Source organism: Aromatoleum aromaticum EbN1 (genome assembly GCF_000025965.1).
GTDB classification, from domain to species: domain Bacteria; phylum Pseudomonadota; class Gammaproteobacteria; order Burkholderiales; family Rhodocyclaceae; genus Aromatoleum; species Aromatoleum aromaticum.
This window is the reverse complement of the sequence record NC_006513.1, coordinates 454922-476348: the sequence shown is the minus strand read 5'-3', so window position 1 is coordinate 476348 and position 21427 is coordinate 454922. Positions and strand designations below refer to the sequence as shown.

22 protein-coding genes and 1 tRNA gene are annotated in these 21427 nt (G+C 64.1%); 6 read left to right on the top strand and 17 right to left on the bottom strand.

Translation table 11 applies throughout. The features are described from left to right. Window positions 1–76: 76 nt before the first annotated feature. Window positions 77–502: an acyl-CoA thioesterase gene (locus tag EBN1_RS02200; protein WP_011236286.1), complete on the top strand. Its 426-nt coding sequence runs from the start codon at window positions 77–79 to the stop codon at window positions 500–502. A gap of 22 nt (window positions 503–524) precedes the next feature. On the opposite strand, the gene EBN1_RS02195 is transcribed toward EBN1_RS02200, so the two are convergent. The 5 genes from EBN1_RS02195 to EBN1_RS02175 are packed head-to-tail and all read right to left on the bottom strand — an operon-like array spanning window position 525 to window position 5586. Further along, window positions 525–1322, bottom strand: a complete 798-nt coding sequence (locus EBN1_RS02195) for a Mut7-C RNAse domain-containing protein (RefSeq protein ID WP_011236285.1) — start codon at window positions 1320–1322, stop codon at window positions 525–527. Window positions 1323–1374: 52 nt separating this feature from the next. Then, entirely contained in the window at window positions 1375–1893 is a 519-nt protein-coding gene (locus EBN1_RS02190; protein ID WP_011236284.1) for a DUF2946 family protein, read from the bottom strand. Between the two features lie 7 nt (window positions 1894–1900). Next, complete coding sequence (locus EBN1_RS02185) at window positions 1901–4078, bottom strand: malate synthase G (RefSeq protein WP_011236283.1); 2178 nt, start codon at window positions 4076–4078, stop codon at window positions 1901–1903. Window positions 4079–4091: 13 nt separating this feature from the next. Further along, window positions 4092–4868, bottom strand: a complete 777-nt coding sequence (locus tag EBN1_RS02180; RefSeq protein WP_011236282.1) for a sulfite exporter TauE/SafE family protein — start codon at window positions 4866–4868, stop codon at window positions 4092–4094. A gap of 10 nt (window positions 4869–4878) precedes the next feature. Next, the gene (locus EBN1_RS02175) at window positions 4879–5586 is read right to left on the bottom strand and encodes a haloacid dehalogenase type II (RefSeq protein ID WP_041646829.1); all 708 of its coding nucleotides are present in this window, start codon (window positions 5584–5586) and stop codon (window positions 4879–4881) included. A gap of 169 nt (window positions 5587–5755) precedes the next feature. Here EBN1_RS02175 and EBN1_RS02170 point away from each other — a divergent pair, with 169 nt between their 5' ends. Continuing rightward, the gene (locus EBN1_RS02170; protein WP_011236280.1) at window positions 5756–6655 is read left to right on the top strand and encodes a LysR family transcriptional regulator; all 900 of its coding nucleotides are present in this window, start codon (window positions 5756–5758) and stop codon (window positions 6653–6655) included. Window positions 6656–6778: 123 nt separating this feature from the next. Next, window positions 6779–6854, top strand: a tRNA-Thr gene (locus EBN1_RS02165). 152 nt (window positions 6855–7006) lie between these two features. Here the strand turns inward: EBN1_RS02165 and EBN1_RS02160 are convergent. The 12 genes from EBN1_RS02160 to EBN1_RS02105 all read right to left on the bottom strand — a co-directional run bounded on the left by EBN1_RS02160 (window position 7007) and on the right by EBN1_RS02105 (window position 13896). Next, complete coding sequence (locus tag EBN1_RS02160) at window positions 7007–7489, bottom strand: hypothetical protein (RefSeq protein ID WP_011236279.1); 483 nt, start codon at window positions 7487–7489, stop codon at window positions 7007–7009. Then, the gene (locus EBN1_RS02155) at window positions 7471–7731 is read right to left on the bottom strand and encodes a hypothetical protein (protein WP_011236278.1); all 261 of its coding nucleotides are present in this window, start codon (window positions 7729–7731) and stop codon (window positions 7471–7473) included. The genes EBN1_RS02160 and EBN1_RS02155 overlap by 19 nt, the downstream gene beginning before the upstream one ends. Before the next feature lie 262 nt (window positions 7732–7993). Beyond that, window positions 7994–8938, bottom strand: coding sequence for a DUF7146 domain-containing protein (locus EBN1_RS02150; protein ID WP_011236277.1), 945 nt, complete (start codon window positions 8936–8938; stop codon window positions 7994–7996). Continuing rightward, window positions 8931–10463: a DEAD/DEAH box helicase gene (locus EBN1_RS02145; RefSeq protein WP_011236276.1), complete on the bottom strand. Its 1533-nt coding sequence runs from the start codon at window positions 10461–10463 to the stop codon at window positions 8931–8933. Before EBN1_RS02145 ends, EBN1_RS02150 begins: the two co-directional genes overlap by 8 nt. Beyond that, a complete protein-coding gene (locus EBN1_RS02140) occupies window positions 10460–11032 on the bottom strand; it encodes a DUF1376 domain-containing protein (protein WP_011236275.1) in 573 nt (190 codons plus the stop codon). Before EBN1_RS02140 ends, EBN1_RS02145 begins: the two co-directional genes overlap by 4 nt. Next, window positions 11029–11466, bottom strand: coding sequence for a hypothetical protein (locus EBN1_RS02135; protein ID WP_011236274.1), 438 nt, complete (start codon window positions 11464–11466; stop codon window positions 11029–11031). Before EBN1_RS02135 ends, EBN1_RS02140 begins: the two co-directional genes overlap by 4 nt. After that, on the bottom strand, window positions 11463–11648 hold the full coding sequence (locus EBN1_RS02130) for a hypothetical protein (RefSeq protein WP_011236273.1): 186 nt from the start codon (window positions 11646–11648) through the stop codon (window positions 11463–11465). Before EBN1_RS02130 ends, EBN1_RS02135 begins: the two co-directional genes overlap by 4 nt. Continuing rightward, complete coding sequence (locus tag EBN1_RS02125; RefSeq protein ID WP_041645547.1) at window positions 11645–11875, bottom strand: hypothetical protein; 231 nt, start codon at window positions 11873–11875, stop codon at window positions 11645–11647. The genes EBN1_RS02130 and EBN1_RS02125 overlap by 4 nt, the downstream gene beginning before the upstream one ends. A gap of 144 nt (window positions 11876–12019) precedes the next feature. Next, window positions 12020–12955, bottom strand: a complete 936-nt coding sequence (locus EBN1_RS02120; protein WP_041645544.1) for a hypothetical protein — start codon at window positions 12953–12955, stop codon at window positions 12020–12022. A 100-nt stretch (window positions 12956–13055) separates the two neighbouring features. Continuing rightward, the gene (locus tag EBN1_RS02115; RefSeq protein ID WP_041645541.1) at window positions 13056–13340 is read right to left on the bottom strand and encodes a HigA family addiction module antitoxin; all 285 of its coding nucleotides are present in this window, start codon (window positions 13338–13340) and stop codon (window positions 13056–13058) included. Window positions 13341–13350: 10 nt separating this feature from the next. Then, window positions 13351–13629, bottom strand: a complete 279-nt coding sequence (locus EBN1_RS02110; protein ID WP_041645539.1) for a type II toxin-antitoxin system RelE/ParE family toxin — start codon at window positions 13627–13629, stop codon at window positions 13351–13353. Between the two features lie 12 nt (window positions 13630–13641). Then, the gene (locus EBN1_RS02105) at window positions 13642–13896 is read right to left on the bottom strand and encodes a hypothetical protein (protein WP_041645537.1); all 255 of its coding nucleotides are present in this window, start codon (window positions 13894–13896) and stop codon (window positions 13642–13644) included. 1103 nt (window positions 13897–14999) lie between these two features. Here EBN1_RS02105 and EBN1_RS02100 point away from each other — a divergent pair. From EBN1_RS02100 to EBN1_RS02090, 3 genes are read left to right on the top strand one after another with little or no spacing between them, the layout of a single operon-like run. Continuing rightward, the gene (locus EBN1_RS02100) at window positions 15000–16916 is read left to right on the top strand and encodes a putative bifunctional diguanylate cyclase/phosphodiesterase (RefSeq protein ID WP_011236268.1); all 1917 of its coding nucleotides are present in this window, start codon (window positions 15000–15002) and stop codon (window positions 16914–16916) included. A gap of 24 nt (window positions 16917–16940) precedes the next feature. After that, on the top strand, window positions 16941–20558 hold the full coding sequence (locus tag EBN1_RS02095; RefSeq protein WP_011236267.1) for a response regulator: 3618 nt from the start codon (window positions 16941–16943) through the stop codon (window positions 20556–20558). A gap of 31 nt (window positions 20559–20589) precedes the next feature. Further along, on the top strand, window positions 20590–21393 hold the full coding sequence (locus EBN1_RS02090; protein ID WP_241762792.1) for a CheR family methyltransferase: 804 nt from the start codon (window positions 20590–20592) through the stop codon (window positions 21391–21393). Window positions 21394–21427: the final 34 nt, after the last annotated feature.

Here is a 21427-nt window from a genome sequence, read left to right as displayed (position 1 = left end):
CCGGTATTGCCGACACCCGCCCGAACGCCCTATCGTGGCGACTCGATGACAGTGGTGACGGCTGGAGGAGACGGCAATGACGATGGTCGAAACGGCGCGCGGCACGGTGCATGAATGGCAACGCGATCACATGGGGCATATCAACATCCGCGCCTACATGGAGTTCCACGACGCGGCGAGCTGGCAGTTCTACGCGATGCTCGGGCTGTCCGCGTCGCTGCTGCGCAGCGGCGCGGTGAATCTGGCGATGGTGCAGCAGAACATCAGCTACCAGAAGGAACTGTATCCGGGCGACACGGTATTCGTGCGCAGCGGGGTGCTCGAAATGCGGGAAAAGGTGGTGCGTTTCCGCCATGAAATCGTCAATACCGAAACCGGTGAAGTCTGCTCGACGTCGGACTGCACCGTGGTGTGCCTGAATCCGGTGACGCGCCGCTCGCAGCCGTTCCCGCCGGAGGTCGCACTGCATGCCGAAGAGTTCAGGTTGCCGATGGTGCAGTAGGCATCCCGCAGCGGGATGGCTTTCACTTCGGGTAGCGAGCGGGGCCTGGCGCAGCGGGAGTTTCCGGCGGGAGCGGCGGGGAGCCCGCGAGCAGTTCATCGACGAGGACGCGCATTCGCCGCCAGTGCGATCCTTCCCAGAAAACGCGGCGGCACACGTCGCAGGTGCTGAAACGCGTGTGGCTCGCGCGCACTCCCGGCGGCAGGCGGTCTTCGACCTGCGCCTTGCCGATCGGCCGCAGCGGAGCGTTGCAGTCGAGGCACAGCGTGAAAGGCTTCGCGCTGCCGGCGAGGTCGAGCCGGTCGAAGATCTCGCGCACCTGCTGCGCCGGCTTCAGCGCCCGTACGTAGCAGCCGTGCGTCAGCGTGCGGCGCTTGAGCAGTTCGCGATCGCGCGTCAGCACGATACGGGCGTCACGCCCGGCGATGATCTCGATCTCGCCGTCGTCGAAGTGGTTGTCGTAGAGCGTGTCGAAGCCGGTCATCCGCAACAGGTGCGCGAGTCCGCCGAGATGCGCGTCGGCGACGAAGCGCATCACCCGCAGCGGGTGGCTCCGCACGCGCAGCAGCGGCGTGATGTCGAGCGATTCGAATTTCGGATACACCGCGACGCGGTCGCCGTCGCGCAGCAGGCGGCCGAAATCGACCGATTCGCCGTTGACGAGCACCAGTTCGACCTCAGTGTGCGGCACGCCGAGCGCTTCGACCATGTGCTTGACCGTTGCCGCCCGTGCGCAGGGCGCGTCGAACTCGCGCCGGCGCCGCGCCGGGGCGAGGAAGTCGTTCAGCTCTTCGTAGAATCGGAATGTTGCCGTCACCATCGATGTGTCCCCGGGCTGCGTGCCGGAGGAAGACCGGGAAAAAACTGTGCGTTCAGGGCTCCGGGCGGGGCCGGAACGCGAAACGCGCGGCGACCTCCGCGTGCCTGATCGCCTGCAGCGGCAGGCCGTGCCACACCACTCCCGAGCCGCCGCCCATGACTTCGACGAAGGCAGCGTCGCTCGCCGGCCCACCGTCGTCGGCCCGGCACTGCCCGACGAATGCGGAAAGATCCCGATCGTCGAGCAGCCCGACACCCTGCGACGCATGCAGCAGCACATTGCCGTCCTCGTCGAGGTACGCCGCAAAGATCGGGCCCGTCGCCGCGCCGGTGTGCGCCGTGAGGCTGTCGTCCACGTCAAGCCGCAGGACCAGCGGCGTGTAATCCAGCGTCACGAAGACGCGCTGCGGTCCGTTCTGGACGAACCAGTTGCCGTCGCCGTCCGAGCGGTAATTCGCGTTCAGAAAGCCGTTCAGCCCGGCATGCGTGACCGGCTCTCCTTTGAGCCGCCAGCCACCGCGCCGGTCGAGCGACAGCCATCCATGGACGGCGGGCACGGCGGGCCAGCGCATCTCAGCGTCAGCCGCGCGCTTTCGCGACCTGGCGCCAGCGGTGCAGCAGCGGTTCGGTGTAACCGCTCGGCTGGGCGCAGCCCTTGAACACGAGGTCCTTTGCCGCCTGGAACGCGACCGACTGGTCGAAATCCGGCGCCATCGGGCGGTACAGCGGATCGCCCGCGTTCTGCTGGTCGACGACCGCCGCCATGCGCTTCATCGTCTCGAGGACCTGGGCTTCGTTCGTTACGCCGTGGCGCAGCCAATTCGCGATGTGCTGGCTCGAGATGCGCAGCGTCGCGCGGTCTTCCATCAGGCCGATATTGTTGATGTCCGGCACCTTCGAGCAGCCCACGCCCTGGTCGATCCAGCGCACGACGTAACCGAGGATGCCTTGCGCGTTGTTGTCGAGTTCCTGCTGGATCTCGGTGGCGCTCCAGTTCGCGGAGGCCGCGACCGGCACGGTCAGGAGATTGTCGAGGAGAGTGTCGCGCTCGGCGGCGAGGCTGATTTTCTCCATCTCCTGCTGCACGGACTGGACATCCACCTGATGGTAGTGCAGCGCGTGCAGGGTCGCGCCGGTCGGTGACGGCACCCATGCGGTCGTTGCGCCGGCCTTCGGGTGACCGATCTTCTGCTCGAGCATCTCGGCCATCAGGTCCGGCATCGCCCACATGCCCTTGCCGATCTGCGCGCGACCGCGCAGGCCGCAGTCGAGGCCCACCAGCACGTTCTGGCGCTCGTAGGCCTGGATCCACGCCGAGCCCTTCATGTCGCCCTTGCGGATCATCGGGCCCGCTTCCATCGCGGTGTGCATCTCGTCGCCGGTGCGGTCGAGGAAGCCGGTGTTGATGAAGGCGACCCGCGATTCGGCGGCCTTGATGCAGCCGGCGAGGTTCACCGAGGTGCGACGCTCCTCGTCCATGATGCCGACCTTCATCGTGTCGGCGGGCAGGCCCAGCAGCTGCTCGACGCGGCCGAAGAGTTCGCTTGCGAAGGCGACTTCGGCCGGGCCGTGCATCTTCGGCTTGACGATGTACATGCTGTCGGTGCGCGAGTTGCGCTTCAGCTTCAGGTCGCGCATCGAAATCAGCGTCGTGACGACGCCGTCCATGATGCCTTCGGGGATCTCGGCTCCGTCGGCAAGCAGGATGGCCGGATTGGTCATCAGGTGGCCGACGTGGCGGATGAAGAGCAGCGAGCGGCCATGCAGGCGCAGCGCGGAGCCGTTCGGGGCAGTGTATTCGCGGTCCGGGTTCATCTTGCGCTCGACCGTCTTGCCACCCTTGTCGAAGGTCTCGACGAGGGTGCCGGTGATCAGCCCCAGCCAGCTGCGGTAGACGACGACCTTGTCTTCGGCATCGACCGCGGCGGTCGAATCCTCGCAGTCCATGATCGTCGTGACGGCAGCTTCGACGAGCACGTCCTTGATGCCGGCGGCGTCGGTCTTGCCGATCGGATGCTTGCGGTCGAACTGGATCTCGAGGTGCAGGCCGTTGTTCTTGAGCAGCACGGCAGACGGTGCCGCAGCGTCGCCCTGGAAGCCGGCGAACTTGGCGGGATCGGCGAGGCCGGTCTGGCTGCCGTCCAGCAGCGTAACGATCAGCTTGCCGCCAGCGACCGCATAGGCCTTGGTCTTGTCATGGCTGCCTTGCGCGAGCGGCGCAGCCTGGTCCAGCAGATTGCGGGCGAAGGCGATGACGCGAGCGCCGCGCACCGGGTTGTACGACGAGCCGGCTTCGGCGCCGCCGTCCGAAGGGATCGCGTTCGTGCCGTACAGCGCGTCGTAGAGGCTGCCCCAGCGCGCGTTCGCGGCGTTGAGTGCGTAACGGGCGTTCATGATCGGCACGACCAGCTGCGGGCCGGCCTGCTCGCTGATTTCGCTGTCGACGTTGGCGGTCGTGATCTTGAACGGCGCCGGCACCGGCTGCAGGTAGCCGATCGACTCGAGGAAAGCGCGGTACGCGGGCATGTCCTGGATCGGACCCGGATGCGCGCGGTGCCAGGTATCGATCTCGGCCTGCAGGCGGTCGCGCTCGGCGAGCAGCGCGCGGTTCTTCGGCGCCAGTTCGTTCGCCAGTTCGCTGAAGCCTTTCCAGAACGCCGCCGCCTCGAGGCCCGTGCCGGGCAGGGCTTCGTTTTCGATGAAGCGGTGCAGCGCCGCGTCCACCTGGAGCTGATTACATTGGATTCGTTCGGTCATGATGTCTCGCCTTTTATTGCAGGTACGTCGTGTAAAAATAGTAGATGGTCAGGAAAGTGCCGACCGTGATGATGAAGCGCCGCAACCACGCGGCAGGAACCTTGCGGGCGCCGACCGCGCCCCAGTAACCGCCTACCGCGGCGGTCGCCAGCATGACCAGCGTGTGAGGCCAGCTCACCGCGCCGGCGATGACGAAGGTCACGACGGCGACGCTGTAGATCACCGCCGACAGCCAGTTCTTCAGCGCATTGATGTCGTGGATGTCGCGATGGCCCTGGATCGCCAGCGCCGCGATCATCACGATCCCCATGCCGGCGCCGAAGAACCCGCCGTAGATCGACACTCCGAACTGGAACAGCAGGCCGCCCGGTGTCGCGTGCGACGGGCCGCTCGCGCCCTGCCCGCGCAGCTGCGCGAGCAGGGCGGAAATCCGCCCGCTGCCGGCGAACATCACCGTCGCGATCAGCAACAGCCACGGAATCAGCATCGAGAACGTGTCGTCGCGCGTCGCCAGCAGCAGCAGGCCGCCGGCGATGCCGCCGACGAACGCGACGGCCGTGAGCGCCGGCAGGCCCTTGCCGAAGTGTGCCAGTTCGCTGCGATACGCGTAGGCGCTCGACAGGCTCGCCGGCCACAGCGCGACCGCGTTGCTGGCGTTCGCGATCACCGGCGGCACGCCGATCGCAAGCAGCGCCGGGAACGAGAAGAACGTCCCACCGCCGGCGACCGCGTTCATCGCGCCGGCCATCGCCGCGGCAGTGCCGATGACGAGGAGTTCGGTAGGGGTCATCGGGGAACGCTCATGCGCGGGGCGTGCCGACAAAGCGCGGGCGGACGAAATCGACCACGTCGGTGAGCCGCTGGCCGATCACCGATGGCGTCACGTCGAGCGCTTCGAGAGGTTGGCCCGAGCGGTTGATCCAGAAGGTCGTGTAGCCGAACCAGGTCGCCCCCGCCGCGTCCCAGCCGTTCGACGAGACGAACAGGATGTCGCGCGCCGCGCAGCCGAAAGCGTCGGGTCCGAGCTGGTACGCGGCGTCGGCGGTCTTGTACTGGCGCACCGTGTCGACCGACAGCACGTGATCGAACAGCCCGTTCATGCCGGCGCTCTTGATCGCGACGTCGAGCATCCGCGGCGTGCCGTTCGACAGCACGGCCAGCGGCACGCCGAGCTCGCGCAACGTCTTCAGCGCGCCGAGGTTTTCGGGGAACGGCGACAGGCACGCGTACTGGTTCATCAGCTGGCGGTGCCGGGCATCGTTCATGTCGAGGCCGAGCCGGCTCGCCGAAAACCGCAGCGCGTCGTCCGTCACTTCGAGGAACGGTTTGTAGCGGTCCGACAGGGTGCGCAGCAACGAGTATTCGATCTGCTTCAGCCGCCACAGCGCGGTCAGCGCTTCGCCGTGGCCGGGAAAAAGCTGCTCGGCGAGCGCGCCGACGGAATAGACGTCGAAGAGGGTGCCGTAGGCGTCGAAAGCGATCGCGCGGATCTGGCCAGGAAGTTTCATCGTCGTCGGAATTTCGGTTTGTGCGCCTTTGCGACCAGCAACCCTGCCGAAGGCATCTCGATTATCGGGCAGCGTGTTCTCCACCCCGAAGTTTAGGAGGAGTGTATTGGTATCATGCGCGCGATAGAAGACATGCATTAGTCAATTTATCTGTTACTTTCAGTACAAAATGGACACATTTAAACAGGTCGAGAGTTTTGTCAGCGTCGCGAGCCGCGGCAGCCTCTCGGCCGCGGCGCGGGCCGAGGGCGTCACGCCGGCCATCATCGGACGGCGTCTGGATGCGCTGGAACAGCGCCTGGGGGTCAAGCTGCTGACGCGCACGACGCGCAGCATCGCGCTGACTTTCGAAGGCGCTGCGTTCCTCGAGGATTGCCAGCGCATCCTCCACGATCTGGCGAATGCCGAAGCGTCGGTCAGCCTCGGCGGGGTCAAGGCGAGCGGGCATATCCGGGTGTCGGCGCCCGCCGGCTTCGGTCGTATCCACGTCGCACCGCTGATGCAGGATTTCCTCGAAATGAACCCCGAAGTGTCATGCATGATGGATCTGAGCGATCGCGTCGTCGATCTCGTCAACGAAGGCATCGACTGCGCGATTCGCATCGGCGAGCTTCCCGATTCGAGCCTGGTGTCGATCCGGCTCGCCGAGAATCGCCGCGTGGTCGTCGCGAGCCCGGCTTATCTCGCGCGCTTCGGCACACCAGTGGTGCCGCAGGATCTCTCCGGCCACAAGTGCCTGTCGCTCGGCCAGCAGCGGGGCTGGTTGTTCCGCGACGAGGACGGCGAGACGATCACGCTCAAGGTCGGCGGCCGGTTCGAATGCAACGATGGCGCAGTGCTGCACGAGTGGGCGCTTGCCGGTCACGGCCTCGCATGGCGCTCGCTGTGGGAGGTAGACGCCGACTTGCGCGCCGGGCGTCTGGTGTCCGTGCTGGATACGTTCGCCGCGCCGACCACGGGCATCTACGCCGTCTTTCCGCAGCGCAAGCATCTCGCGCTGCGCGTCCGGCTCTTCATCGATCACCTGAAAAATCATTACGGCCGCCCGGACTACTGGCAGCAGGCTTGAGAGGTGCCGGCGACAGGAAGGCAGCCGCATGCCTGCAGTGCGTTTTGCCGCGGACGAGTACAGCTCTTTCATGCGACGCAACAGTTGAACCCTGCGCCTACCTGATGTATATTTCGCCGCCTTGCTGCTGTAGCTCAGTCGGTAGAGCAACTGATTCGTAATCAGTAGGTCACCAGTTCGATTCCGGTCAGCAGCACCAACAGATTCAAGCGCTTAGGCCAGTTCTCGCGGACTGGCCTTTTGCTTTCTGGTCGTCGTGTAGCCACGGTGTAGCCAATTCCGGCAGGTGTAGCCGGGCGAGCCCCACAAACGGAAAACCCGGCGCGCGGCCGGGTCGGGGATGGGGGCGGGTCAGAAGTCCATGCGTTCAGGGCCCGTTACCGGCCGGTTCCATCGCTGCGCATGACCGCGAAATGGGGCGGTTTTCCGGGGGATGCAGGGGCCGGCTTTGCGCAGGGCGATGTCGCGGGTCTGGCCGGCCTGTCTGTCGCCTCTCGTGGCGAAATGACCTCTTTGCCGGGCTGAACGCGCTCGTCGGGGTGAATCGTGCTCCCGGCCGGGCTGTACTTTGTACGCTGTACGCTGTGTTGTATTACACGCGCCCGGAGTCGAGCACGTCTTGCCGGAGCCAAGGCCGGATTTCTTCGCGGCGATGTCGCGGGTCTTGCCTGCGTCGTCGGAAATGGTGGAAATATTTCCACCTTTTTCCGGGCGCCCCTGCCGCCCCTGCAACCGCTCCGCAATCGCCTCCGCCAGCGCGACCTTCTCGCTGACGGTCGGCTCCTTCCTCTGGTCGTTCTCGTCGCGCTCGACTTTCAGCGCGTCAGCCCCCACGGACGAAGCTCGCCAACCGGGAACGGACGAAGCGCGTCAGCCGGGAACGGCGGGCCGCTCCCCTCAGTTGCCGGATGCTCGCCCTCCAGATAGGCGACAAGTTCCGCCGGCGTCGCGCCATTGGCCTTCAAACGCTCCAGTTCGGCCAGCAGGCGGCTTTTGACGGCTTCTTCATATGCGAGCCCTTCGGCATGCGCGCGGCGGTTCAGAGCGGTTTTGATGCTTCTTGGGTAGGTCTGCATGATGTTGTTCTCTCTCCTGCGCGCGAGCGGGTGTCGCGCACGACTGGTTTTTCCGGGTTAGGACTTGCACGGCTGGAACTAGGTGGTGACCGGGGGCGAAGTGCCAGCCTTTTTGCCCGCCCCCTCCCGATTTGAATCCTTTTTGAAAACCGGGATTTTTTCCGCGCGTGCGAAACCGAGCGGTTTCCCGCCTTGAGGGGGTCCAGACCTTCGATGCCCCCTACCCGTGTCCGGCCGGCTGGCTTAGATGTCGTCATGCGTGTCAGATCCCATTCTGAATTTTCCGCTTGCGGCGATTCAGTTCGTCGAGCCAGTCGCCCACGCTCGGCGGGATGCACGCTTTCACCTCGAAGCCACGGATCTTCAGACGGTGCGCGGCGGCATAGGCGGCTTTCTGGCCGGCGAAGTTGGCGTCGTGGTCCGCGAAGATGACGATTTCCCGGACACCTTCCGGCGGCTCGAAGCTCTCGATGCCGGCAGTGCTGATGCAGGACCATGTGGGCACCTCGAACAGCTCGGATGCGGCAAGCGCAGTCTCGATGCCTTCGGCAATGCCCAGCACTTCGGAAACGGGCGTCAAGCGGATCGCAGCGCCGGCAAGGGGTAACCCCTGCATCAGCTTCTTCGGAGCCGCCACGGGCGCTTTCCGTGCGTCCTTGAGGTATGTCCGATGCAAGCTGCGCGCTTTCCCGTCCGGCCCGGTCACGAGCGACACCATCGCCGGGAACATGCCGCTCGTTTCGTCGTCCCGATATTGCATGCCGGGATGCAGGCGGATGGACTCGGGCAGGTCGTACAGCGCCAACCCCCTCCCAGCCAAGTAGCGATGCGCTTCATCGCCTCGTTCGATGGGCTTCGACTCGCGGAACACCCGGCGTAGGGCGTCGAGCTTGTCGTCGTCGCTGCGCTCGGGGGTGCGGGTGACGGGATGCACCACGCCTGCAAGCTGCTCGATGCGCTGCGCGGCTTCCCTGAACGACAGGCCGGTGATGCCCATCGCAAGATGGACGCCATCACCGGGCCGGCAGCCTGAGCAGAAGTAAGTCCCGCGCCCATCCTTGTCGTCGAAGCGAAAGCGATCCTTGCCTCCGCACAGGGGGCAGGCGGTGTGCTTGCCGCTCAAGGTGCGCTCGTCGAGCCCCAGCCCCAGCAGGATGCCGCGCCACCGACCTTTTGCGATCTGGCGCACGTCCAGTCTCTCAGACATTCGCGCGGCCCTCCTGCGCCTTCTCGCGGCTCTTGAGGTAGGCGATGCGCTGCGACTTCAGCCAGCCTTCGATTTCGGGCGTCGGCGTTGCGGTCACGTCCCGCAGTCCGCGCGGCCACACGCCGAACATTTTCTTGTACTGGTTCGCAGTCCATCCGGGCTTGTGCCCTTTCTTGCGGCAGATGTGCAGCAGTTGCGAATAGACGTGCTGCTTGCGGTCCGGGGTCGCCGGCTTCTTGACCTTGCGATCGATCTTCACGAGTTCGCCGTCAGCGATCTCCACATCGTTCAGGCGCTGCGGCGCGAATCCGCAGGACGGGCAGGCATGCACGCCGGCCGGGCGGACGAACTTGCAGCTCGGGCAGGCTTTCGGCTCGGACGGCTTGCGCTCCTCCTTCTTGCGGGTGGATGCGTTCGCCTTGCCGTCGTCGAGTTCGAGGGGTAGCTCGTCGGTCGCAAACCCGAGTCGCAGCACGGTCCCGCTGTGATCCAGCAGCACGGCGCGTTCCTTGCCCGGATGCGGCCTGAGCACGCGGCCCACCATTTGAATGTAGCGAATCAGGCTCTTCGTCGGGCGGGCGAGGATCATGCACTCGGTCGCCGGGCAGTCCCAGCCTTCGGCCAACAATCCCACGTTCGCCAGGATCATGGTTTCACCGCGCGCAAAGCGATCGAGCACGGCGGCGCGTTCGTCGTCGTCGAAGTGATAGTCGATATGCGCGGCGGCGATGCCGGCCCGGACGAACTCGGTGACGATGTGCTGCGAGTGCGCGATGCTCGTAGCGAACACCACGGTCTGTTTCCCGCGCGCCAGCTTGAACCAATGCTGCACGATGTCGCCGATGAGTTGCGGCTTATCGACCGCTTCCGCGAGTTGCGTCTCGCTGTAGTCGAGTTCGCCACCGATGCCGCGCTGTGTCCGCACGCCGGAAAGATCCGGGTCGGCCGGTGCGAACACGTCGCAATCGACGAGGTTGCCCAAGTCAATCAGTTCGCGGATCGTCGCGCCGATGACAAGCTCCTCGAACAGCGGCCCCCGGAGTTCGTCGTAGTGCTTGCCCAAGCCCGGCGCGAAGGGCGTAGCAGACAGACCGATGACGGGGACGCGGTTGTAGCGGAACAGCAGGTCACGGTATTTCTTCGATCCTGCGACCGCGTGCGCCTCGTCGACGATGAGCAGCGCCACGTCATCGAAGATGTAGTTTCGGGCGCGGACGGTGTCGATGCTGCCCACCAGCACAGGGGCGTGAAGATGGCGGGTGTTCTCGCCTTGCAGGATGCCATGCGCGATGCCGGCGCGGGTCAGGTGCGCGGAGGCCTGCGCCACCAGTTGCTTCCTGTTGGCGAGGAACAGCACGCGCTTTCCCTTGGCGACGGCTCCGCGAATCATGGCCTCGGCTGAAACCGTCTTGCCTCCACCGGTCGGCAGGTAGAGTGCCACCCGCCTAGCCCCCCGGGCCAGGGCAGAGCGTGTCTCGTGAAGCGCCCTTTCCTGATACGGGCGAAGCTGGGTCGGGGCGCTCATACCTCACCCCCGATCCCAAGGTCACGTTCCGCGATCCGAACATCGTCCTCGAAGTCGCCCGAAACAAACTTGCTTGCCTTGGCCCGGGCCTTTGGTTTTTGGGCTTGGGGGGTTGGTTTTTGGCCGTTGCGGTTCTCTTTATTATTTAGGATCCGATCCGGGATCCGATTCGGACTCCGATTGCGATCCGATTCGGACTCCGATTCGGATACCTTTTTGCACTGTCCCCATCGTGCTGCGTTGGCCTTCTTGCCGGCCTGCGAGGCTCGATTGACGGCGTGGTAGGCCTGTTCCAGTTCGTCGTTCCAGTCCTCGCGCTGCCATTCGCCGTGCATCACGATGAACAGCGGCTCGATATCCCGACGCAGCTTCTTCCACTCGGCCGGCGTCGTGCCGGTGATGCGTGTCAGTGTGTGGTTGTCGTCGGGGATGGGGCCAACCCTCCACAAGTGCATCTTGAGCAACAGCAGTGCACCACATGCGGCGGCGGGGTTGGGCATGTTGAACACTTCGCGCTGCCACGCCGGAATATCCACCAGCAGGCGCAAGGGCGGCGTGATCTTGCTCATGCCAGCCACCCCCACACAATCGCCACCAGCGCGGCCACAGCGGGCGCGGATACCGCCAGCAAGCCCAGCAGATGCGGCGCAATGAATCCGCGTTGTGTCATCGCTGCGAGGCCTGCACGGGTCGCCGGGTCTTGCGGATCGATCCGGTATTCCGCAATGACGCGACCGTGAAAGGCGATGTCCTTGGACAGAACCACCCATCCGTCATCGATCAATTCGGCGACATACGCGGCCAACCTCCACGAATGCGGGAACGTCGGCTGCGACACCGGGCCGGCGATGAGCGCGGCAAGCGCCTTGGCTTTGACGGTTCCGGACTTCGGCAGGATCGGCGCACGGAATGCCGGGTTCAGTTCCGGGAAAAGGTCGGCGGAGGTAGAATGGCGCTTGTCGACGGCGCTCGGGACTGCGGTATGGGTTCCGGGCGTTTTCATTTCGACGCCTCCATGCGGTCGGCAATCTCGCGCAGCTTTTCAGCCAGGGCGCGAAGGCCAGCCGGGCCAATGGATACGGAAGCGGTCGCGTCCTCAACGCCATTGACGACTATCAGGCGGGCTCCTGCGACAGTCACGGAGCCGTCGCCGTCCGGATGCCGGAAAAGGACTTCGGGCATCATGCTGCCACCTCCCCATCGAGCAACCGGGCTACTTCAGCGGCAGGCCACGCCAAGAAGCGTGACGGCAATTTACGCGGGACGATGCCGGCGTAATGCCCATCGCGGCAAATGGCGGCGCGCAGGGTTTGCGGGCGGATATGCAGGGCGGCGGCGGCCTGCTCGGTCGAGAGGGTCCGGGCGGGCGGCGCATCATTGCGCCATGCGGTCGGGATGGTTTGGGCTTGCATTCGTCGGTTCTCCTTTCGGAAAACCATCGTTGATTTCCTTGCGGAATTGCTCGGTCAATCAACGTTGGCGAATGCAAAGATATTTACCCCTACGGTATCCCCCGCAACCGCCCCCCCATACCCCAATTAGGGGTAGGGTTGCGGTCATGCGTCGGCAATGTCTCCGTACCAGCGCAGCCGTTCCCATGCTTTTTTGAACACTGCCGGAGTCATATCAAGCGAGGCGCGCACTTCGGCCTTTGGACCGGGGGTGCCAGCGGGGCCGCGCGGCAGGCGTTGCGGGTCATAGCCACGCTCGCGCAGTACGCGAAGAATTTCGCTTTCCTGCCATTTTTGGATGAGTGGGGGCGGGCCGGGCGGGGTAGCCTCTTCAGGTGCGGCATGCTCTGTCGGCGCGTCGGCGTCGTCTTGCGGGTCGCTCTGCTTCTGGTCCTCAGAGGGCATGCGCGAATCCTGTGCAATGGCCTGCATCGCCATGAACTCATCTTCAATTGCTGAAAGCCTCTCCGCGATTTCGCCACGGGTGACAATGCCTTCAGCTTCCGCCCACGCCGAGAATTCCGCCAAATCGACGACGAGCGATGCCGAAAAATGCTCACCGCAAAGTAACCAGCCATTGAACGTCGTCATCAGCTCGGCGGCACGCCGTTTGCTCTCTGGGGTTCGCGTATCGGGGAGGGCCGCGCGCTCCCATTGGAGGATTGTTTCTGTATTCGGCAGTTCGATGTTGTCTGCGGGCAATCGCGTAAGGCTATCCCGCACCCTGAACCCACCTCTTCGCGCTGCCTCAGCGAGTGCAGCGTTCAGCCGAACAACAGCGACGAGGTAGCGGTGATACTTCCACCGCCATCGCTCGTTTGGATGCAGCCTGAATTCGGGCCTTCCCTCCTGTACGCTTTCAGCTGCTCGCAGGGCGAGGGCATGAACAATGCGGCGCAGGGAAACCGCCCCTTTCAAGCATGGTTCGCGTTCGAGTGCGAGGTTCCACTTCGTGTCGCGCAGCCGGCGTTTGCAAGCCATATCGATATCGGCTGCCATCGTGTCTATTGCGGCATTCAATGCCGATTGAAAATCGTCCATCGCTTGCGCTCCTTCTCGCGCTCCTTCGTTTGGGTGCCGCGCCAGCCGGGTGAAGGTGTCCCGGTTTTCCCTCCGTCGAGGTAGGCGCGGCATTGCTCGGTCAGGCTCCGATGCGCGCCACCGGCGGCCGTTCCTTGGCACGTTCGCCGGCCGCCCACAGGTCGCGCTGCGCTTGCAGCTTCAACCAGTAGCCCGGCGTCGTGCCCAGCGCTTCGGACAATCGCAGGTCCATATCGGCGGTGATGGCGGCATGCCCGTGCAGGATGCGCGAGAGCATCACGCGGCTGATGCCCAGGTGCGCAGCAAAGGCTGTCACGCTCATGTCGAGGTCTTCGAGCCAGCCGGCGAGCAATTCGCCGGGCGGGGCGGGGTTGTGCATGTTCATGTGTCGTGCCTCAGTGGTAGTTGAGGTAATCCAGCAGTTCCACGGCTCCGCCCTCGAATCTGAACGTCATCCGCCAGTTGGCTTGCACCGTCATGGACAGGAAGCCGGCGCGGTCGCCGGTCAGGCCGTGCAAGCGCCAAGAAGGGCGGGCAAGGTCTTCCGGTCCGGCGGCAGCGTTCAAGGCGGTCAGCATCTCCCGCAGGCGCTTGGCGTGCATCGGCTGGATGCCTGCCTGGGAGCCGGTGCGGAAGAACGCTTCCAAGCCCTTGTGACGGAACGAGACAATCATAGTTTGTATAGCCTAGATTTGCAATTCAGGCAGCGTTCTTGTTCTTGCGGCGAAGCGGGCATCGTCGAGATTCCAGGCGCGCACGTCGCCTATCGTGCGGCGGATGGTTTGCCGGTTCATCTTCGCTTCGAAGATGTAGGACTTCGCGCCAGCCGTCGCACGCACGGCAAGCCTGGGGGCCACGGTGTCCCACAGGAACGCCTGCTTCGTCCCGTCCGGGCAGTTGAAGCGGCGGATGCGGTCCGGGGTCAGGCGTTTGCGCTGCATGATATGTCCTCTGGATTTTGGCTACACGGTGTAGTCGGCCTCTGATGACACACGAGAATTTGGCTACACGCGCTCCCGTGTAGCCACAGTGTAGCCAGATTGTAGCAATATCGCTCAACACAAATCAACGTTCTGATTCGTGTAGCCTTAGCGCAATCAGTCACTTACTGCAATTTCGGCGTTGAATGGGAATGGGCGGAATTGATGGAAATTCTGATTCGTAATCAGTAGGTCACCAGTTCGATTCCGGTCAGCAGCACCATAGATTCAAGCACTTAGGCCAGTTCTCGCGGACTGGCCTTTTGCTTTCTGGGGCCGGGGAAGGACTGGGGAATAAATAGAAAAAATCCGCTTTTTACGGACCGGGGAAATCGTCATGTCGTGCTCGACGCGAAGCTCCGGCGCCGACGCAAAAAACCCGCTCTCGACCGGGTTCCTTATAGACAGGGACAGGAGCGTCTGCCCCCCCCTTGCTCCCATGCGTTCAGGGACGGTCGTCGGTACAAAACGCAAAATTGCACCGCTCCACAATCCGCTGCGCAATCGCCAGTCGCTCGGGTCAGTCGTCGCCAGCTACCAGCCGGCTGCTGTTCGGGGCGGCCTGGGCGAACTCATCCGCTGTCAGGGCGCGGCGCACGACAAGATACCGCCGTCCTTGAGGAAGGCGCTTGCAGGCCTGCTCGAAGCTCTCGCCATCTTCGAGGACGATGGCGCGCGGCCGTCGGCGTGCCCGATGGCTTCCAGCTTTTTTGCTTGTCGGACGACCGGTTCGGGCGGATCCGCTCGCCTCGCCCCGGGAGGCGGCGATTTTGTATCAAATCGTCGCGGAGAGCCGTATGCCGGGTGGGAAGCCCGGGACCGCACCCGTGCCCCTTCACCCCCTCCGGGAATCGAATAACTCCCAAGCGGAAAGCGGTTTTTGCCGCTGGAGTGCGCGCTGAAACCCTGAAGATTGCAAGGTTAAAATTCCGCATACCGCTTCGGGGAATGCACTTGCGCGAGCAGCTTTGCGCGCTGGCTGATGCCCTTTCATGGCCCTATAGTTCGCAGTTTTATGCCTTGAGGCATCCCACTAAAACCGCAATTCGTACCGGGCACCCCCTATGGATCCCGAAGAGAACCCCCTGGTGCTCGTTGTCAATGACGACGATGCCAGTCTGAAAGCCGTTGCCGCCCTGCTGGAAACAGCGGCCGAGCGGCTGCGTTTCACCATCATGACTGCGCGATCGGGCGAGGAGGCGCTGCGGCAGCTTCTCGAGCATGAGTTCGCGACGATCCTGCTCGACGTGAATATGCCCGGACTCGACGGATTCGAGACTGCCCGGCTGATTCACGGCCGCCCCCGTTCGGCTGCGATACCGATCATATTCCTGACTGCTCACCGATCCGACGAACTCGACCGGATCAAGGGTTACGAGGCCGGCGCTGCCGATTACCTCTTCACCCCGCTCGTCCCGCAGGTACTGCAGGCAAAGGTGGGAGTGTTCGTCGAGCTGTGCCGGCAACGGCGGGAACTGGAGCACAAGGCGGCCTTGCTCGCGGATCTCAACCGCGAGCTGCAGGTGCAGCGCCTGGAGGATCTGGAGCGTGCCAACGCGGCCCTGCAGACGGAGGTTGCAGAGCGCCGCGGGGCGGAAAAGCTTGCGCGGGAACTCGCGCTTCGGGACACGCTGACGGGGTTTTTCAACCGCCGCTCGCTCAATGACCGTCTCGCCCGTGCGATTTCCGTCGCCGGCCACCAGAATGACCGTCTCGCGTTGCTGTTTCTGGACCTCGATCGTTTCAAGCGCGTCAATGATTCCCTCGGACACGACAAGGGGGACGAGCTGCTGAAACAGGTCGCCGCGCGGTTGCGCTGCGCAGTGCGGGAAGCTGACACGCTGGCCCGGTTCGGCGGCGATGAGTTCGTCGTGTTGCTCGAAAACCTGCACGACAGGGACGATGCCGCGCAAGTAGCCATCAAGATCTGCGCCGCCCTGGCGCAGCCGTTCGAGCTTGGCGCCAGCACGGTGAAAGTGTCGGCGAGTGTCGGGGTCAGCCTTTACCCGGACGACGGGGCGAGTGCAAGCGTTTTGATGAAGAATGCCGATCTGGCGATGTACGAAGCGAAGCAGATGGGACGTAACGGCCACGAGTTCTATCGCGAGGAGCTCAACCGCCGCCTCCTGGAACGCATCCGGCACGAGCACGAGTTGCAGCAGGCGCTGGAGAACGACGAATTCGAGTTGTACTACCAGCCGAAAGTCAACGTCGTCGAGGGAACGATTGCGGGAATGGAAGCGTTGCTGCGCTGGCACCATCCCCAACTCGGATTCCTTTCTGCCGAACAGTTCATGGGGCTCGCCGAGGAAGCCGGCATGCTGGTGCCGTTGGGCGAATGGGCGCTGCGCGCGGCGTGCCGTCAGGCGCGCCAGTGGCAGGATGCGGGATGGCTCGAGGAAACCGTACGAATCGCAGTGAATGTCGCCGAGCCGCAGCTCTATTCGGCGCTGCCCGACACGCTCGCGCGCCTGCTCGACGAGCACGGGCTGTCTCCGGCGCATATCGAGCTCGAGATCACCGAAACCTTGCTGATGCGCGACGTGGACCACGCGGCAAGCGTGCTCGCACAGATCGGTGCAACCGGCGTATCGATCGCGGTCGATGACTTCGGCACCGGCTACTCGTCGCTCGCGATCCTGAAGGCGCTTCCGATCCACATCCTCAAGATCGACCAGTCGTTCGTGCGCGACCTGCCGCACGACCGCGACACCCATGCCATCGTCACCGCGATCGTCCAGATGGCCCACGCGCTCGGGCTCAACGTCATCGCCGAAGGGGTGGAGAACGAAGCCCAGCTCGGTGCGTTGCGCAGGCTGGGATGCGATGAATACCAGGGGTACCTCTACAGCAAGCCGATCCCGGCGAGCGAGCTGGCGAAGAAGTTTTCGGCCAGTGGCGCGAAACGCATGCACGGCAACGGACGCTGGCACGTCATGGCGGCGAGTTGCGACCGCCGGCTGAGCGTCGTCGGAAAGTAAGCCCCCTCACATGAGCATCGAGCAATGCTAAGACAGACGAGTATCACGACGCGCCTGGTGGCCGGGTTTTCCCTGATTCTGGTGGCGACCCTGCTGCTGGGTGCGATGAGCCTGCGCAGCATCCAGGGCCTCGCCGACTCGACCGCGAGCATGTACCGGCACCCCTTTACCGTCGCCATCGCGATTCGCGAAGCGAAGACGGAAGCTCTTGTCGCCCAGCAGGTCATGAGCACTCTCGTGCACTACGCCGGCGCAGCAGAAGTCGAGGGCTACGAGCAGAGGCTCGAGGCGCGGCGCAAGGACAATGACGCAAGGTTCGCGTTGCTGCGGGAGCGTTACGGCGGCAGCCCTGTCGACCTGGATCGGATCCAGCAGGCGCGGGACGACTGGAAGGTGGTGCGCGCCGAGACGATCGCGCTCGTCAAAAGCGGCCGCCGCGCCGAGGCAATTGCTTTGCACGGCGAGCGTTCGGACCGGCTCATCAATGCGTTGCTCGACCGCATGAGCGTCGTTTCGGATTTCTCGTCCGCGCGGGCGTCGGCCTATCAGCAGGCCGCCGGGAACGAGGCTGAGTCCGCCGGGCGCCTGCTCGTCGTCACGCTGATACTGATCCTGGCTGCCGGAGGGGTGTTGACCTTCGTCGTCACGCACAGCGTCAACCGCTCGCTGCGACGCGCCGCCGGCGAAGTCAAGCGGGTGATCGAAAGCAGTTCGGACAAGGCGCGTGTCGTCGAGGCGATCGGAGCGGGAGACCTGAGCCAGGAGATCGGCGAGTCGAAACCGCTCAAGATCGACCCGGAAGTGCTGCCGCACGATGAAACCGGCCTCCTGCTCAAGGCGGCGGCGCAACTGAGCGTCGTCCAGAACGAGCTCGACCACTCCTTCCGCAACATGACTTCGTCGTTGCGTCAGGCGCGTGTGCAGGCTCGTGACGCGGACTGGCTCAAGAGCGGGCTGAACGAGCTCAACTCGGTGATGCGCGGAGAGCCCGCGACGTCGGAGATTGCTGACAAGGTGCTTGCGTACCTCGTCGAATACCTGAAAGCGGGAGTGGGCGCGCTGTACCTGCTCGACGAGCGTGCGGAGGAACTGAGCCTGGCGGCGAGCTATGCCTTCACCCGGCGCAAGAACCTCGGCGACCGCTTCCGTCTCGGTGAGGGGCTGATCGGGCAGGCCGCCCGGGAACGCAAGCCGATCTGCCTCGCGAACGTGCCGGCCGATTATCTGCCGATCGCCTCCGCGCTCGGCGAGTCCGTGCCGAAAGTCGTCCTCGCGCTGCCTTTGCTGCATGGAGCGCGGCTGATCGGCGCGCTCGAGATCGGCACTTTCTCCGAAATGACGGACATCCAGCTCGAGTTCCTGGGCCTGGCGCAGGAAGCCGTCGCGATCGGCCTGAGCGTCAGTCTGTCGCGGCAGCGGATGGCCGAGCTCCTCGAAGAGACTCAGCAGCAGGCCGAAGAACTCCGCGTGCAGCAGGAGGAACTGCAGCAAAGCAACGAGGAGCTGGAAGAACGCGCCCAGATGCTCGAGACGCAGCGCGAAAACATCCGGGCGAAGAATCGCGAGATCAAGCTCGCTGCCGAAGACCTCCGCGTGAAGGCGCAGGAACTCGAGCGCGTCAGTGCGTACAAGTCGCAATTTCTCGCGAACATGTCGCACGAACTGCGCACGCCGCTCAACAGCCTGATGATTCTGTCCAGCCTGCTGATGCAGAACAAGGACGGCAACCTGAGCGAAAAGCAGGTCGAGTTCGCGTCGACGATCCACTCGGCCGGCACCGATCTGCTCGACCTCATCAACGATATTCTCGATCTGTCGAAGATCGAGGCAGGGCGGATCGAACTCGACTTCGCCGATATCGCCGTCGAGGACCTGTCCACCTCGATGCGCAGCCTGTTCCAGTCCCAGGCCGAGCAGAAGCGGATCGCATTCAGCGTGGAAGTCGAAGCGGATGTTCCCCGAACGTTCCACGGGGATACGCAGCGCGTTCATCAGATATTGAAGAATCTTGTTTCCAACGCCCTGAAGTTCACCGAGCACGGCGAAGTCAGGCTGTGCGTGACTTTCCCTTCCGGGAGCGCGAATCCCTTACCGGTGCCCGCGATCGCGTTCGCAGTCAGCGATACCGGCATCGGTATTCCGGCCGACAAGCAACAAGGCATTTTCGATGCCTTCCAGCAGGCCGACGGTTCGATCAGCCGCAAATACGGCGGCACCGGGCTGGGCCTTTCGATCTCGCTCGAGCTGGCCCGCAGGATGCATGGCGATATCCGCATGAGCAGCAGCGAGAGCAAGGGCAGCGTGTTCGTCCTGTACCTGCCGCTCTGCGTCGAAAGCGACAAGGCGCCGGAGCGGCGCCGTCCGTCCGCCGCGCTGCTCGCGCAGCCGCCGGTGATCGCTACCGAGCCCGAGTTGTCGGTCCGTTCCGCAAAACCGGAGGAGCCCGGTCATTCGAAAGCCGGTGACCGGAGCATCCTGGTCGTCGAGGATGACCACGAGTTCGCGAAGATCCTGCAGGAAACGATCCGGGAGCGCGGGTTCTCCGTCCTCGTCGCCGAGAGCGGGGAAAAGGGACTCGAACTCGCGGAGCGGGAGCTGCCGAACGCAATCATCCTCGACGTGATGCTGCCCGGCATCGACGGCTGGAACGTGATGCGCAGCCTGAAGGACAATCCGCGCACCCGCCACATCCCGGTGCATTTCCTCACCTGCCTCGAGGAGCGGCAAAAGGCTTTGGGGATGGCGGCGATCGGCTTCGCAACGAAGCCCGTCAGCAGCGACCAGCTGAACGAGGTGCTCGAGGCGATCGAGCGCTCGGTGACGAAGTCGGTCAAGCGGCTCCTCGTCGTCGAGGACGACCAGAACGAGGCGTACAGCATCGTCGCGCTGCTCGATGACAAGGAGGTCGAGATCTCGGTGGCCGCCTCGGGACGCGAAGCGGTCGATCTGCTGGCGTCCGAAACCTTCGATTGCGTCGTCCTCGATCTGGGGCTGCCGGAGATGTCCGGTTTCGACCTGCTCGATCACATGCAGGCGATGGAACGCGGCGAGCGCATCCCGGTCGTCATCCATTCGGGCCAGGAACTGAGCGAGGATGACGAGCGCAGACTCCGGCGCTATGCGGAAAGCATCGTCATCAAGGGCGCGAAGAGCCCCGAGCGGCTGATCAACGAAGTGACCTTGTTCCTGCACCAGGTCGAGACCAGGCTACCCGCGAACAAGCAGCGCATGATCCGCGCGGCACTTAACAAGGAGGCGATGCTCGAAGGCAGAAAAGTCCTGCTGGTCGACGACGACATGCGCAACCTGTTCTCGCTGTCGAGCGTGCTTGCCGAAAAGAACATGGTCGTGATCGAGGCGGACAACGGCCGCAAGGCGCTGGCCCGTCTGGAAGAGCATCCGGATGTGTCGATCGTGCTCATGGACATCATGATGCCGGAAACCGACGGTTATGCCGCGATGCGCGAAATCCGCCGCAATCCGCGCTTTGCCAAGCTTCCGGTGATCGCGATGACCGCCAAAGCGATGAAAGGCGATTACGAGAAGTGCCTCGAGGCCGGAGCGAGCGACTACATCGCCAAGCCGATCGATGTCGACAAGCTGTTTTCGCTGATTCGGGTGTGGATGTATCAGCGTGTCTGAGTGGGGCCACCCGCAACCGGATCTGCAAGAGGTGGAAATACGCCTGCTTCTCGAGGGAATCGAGCAGGTGTACGGCTACGACTTCCGCGACTATGCGGAAGCCTCGATTCGGCGCCGCCTCCTGCACTGGCTGGGCGAATCCGGGTTCGAGACGTTTTCGCTTGCCCAGTCACGGGTGCTGCGCGACCGCCGCGTCTTCGATTCGCTGCTGCGCGGCATCACGATCAACGTCACGGAAATGTTCCGCGACCCCGCCTTCTTCAGGATGGTGCGCACGAAAGTCGTTCCGTTCCTCCGGACGTATCCGTTCGTCAAGATCTGGCATGCGGGCTGCGCCACCGGCGAGGAAGCCTACTCGATGGCGATCCTGCTCAACGAGGAGGGGATGGCGGGGCGCTACCGGATTTACGCCACCGACATCAACGAGGCGATCCTCGAGCGCGCGCAGGAAGGCATCCTCTCGGTCGCCAACATGCAGCTGTTCACCCGCAACTACCAGTTGAGCGGCGGGGCTGCATCCTTCGCGGATTACTACACGGCGCGCTACGAGCACGCGCTCCTGTCCCCGGCGTTGCGAAAAAACATCGTCTTCGCGCCGCACAACCTTGCGACCGACGCAGAGTTCGGCGAAATGAACATGATCGTGTGCCGCAACGTCATGATCTATTTCAAGCCGCCGCTCAAGGAACGCTGCCTGCGCCTGTTCGACGACAGTCTCCCGCCCGGGGGATTTCTCTGCCTCGGGCTCAAGGAGGTGCTCGAACGGACGAGCATCGAAGCCCGCTTCGCCGAGCTGGACGGTCCCATGCGCATCTACAGGAAGCGTTACGACTGAGCGTCCTGGGGCCGGGCTCCATAGGCGGAACGAG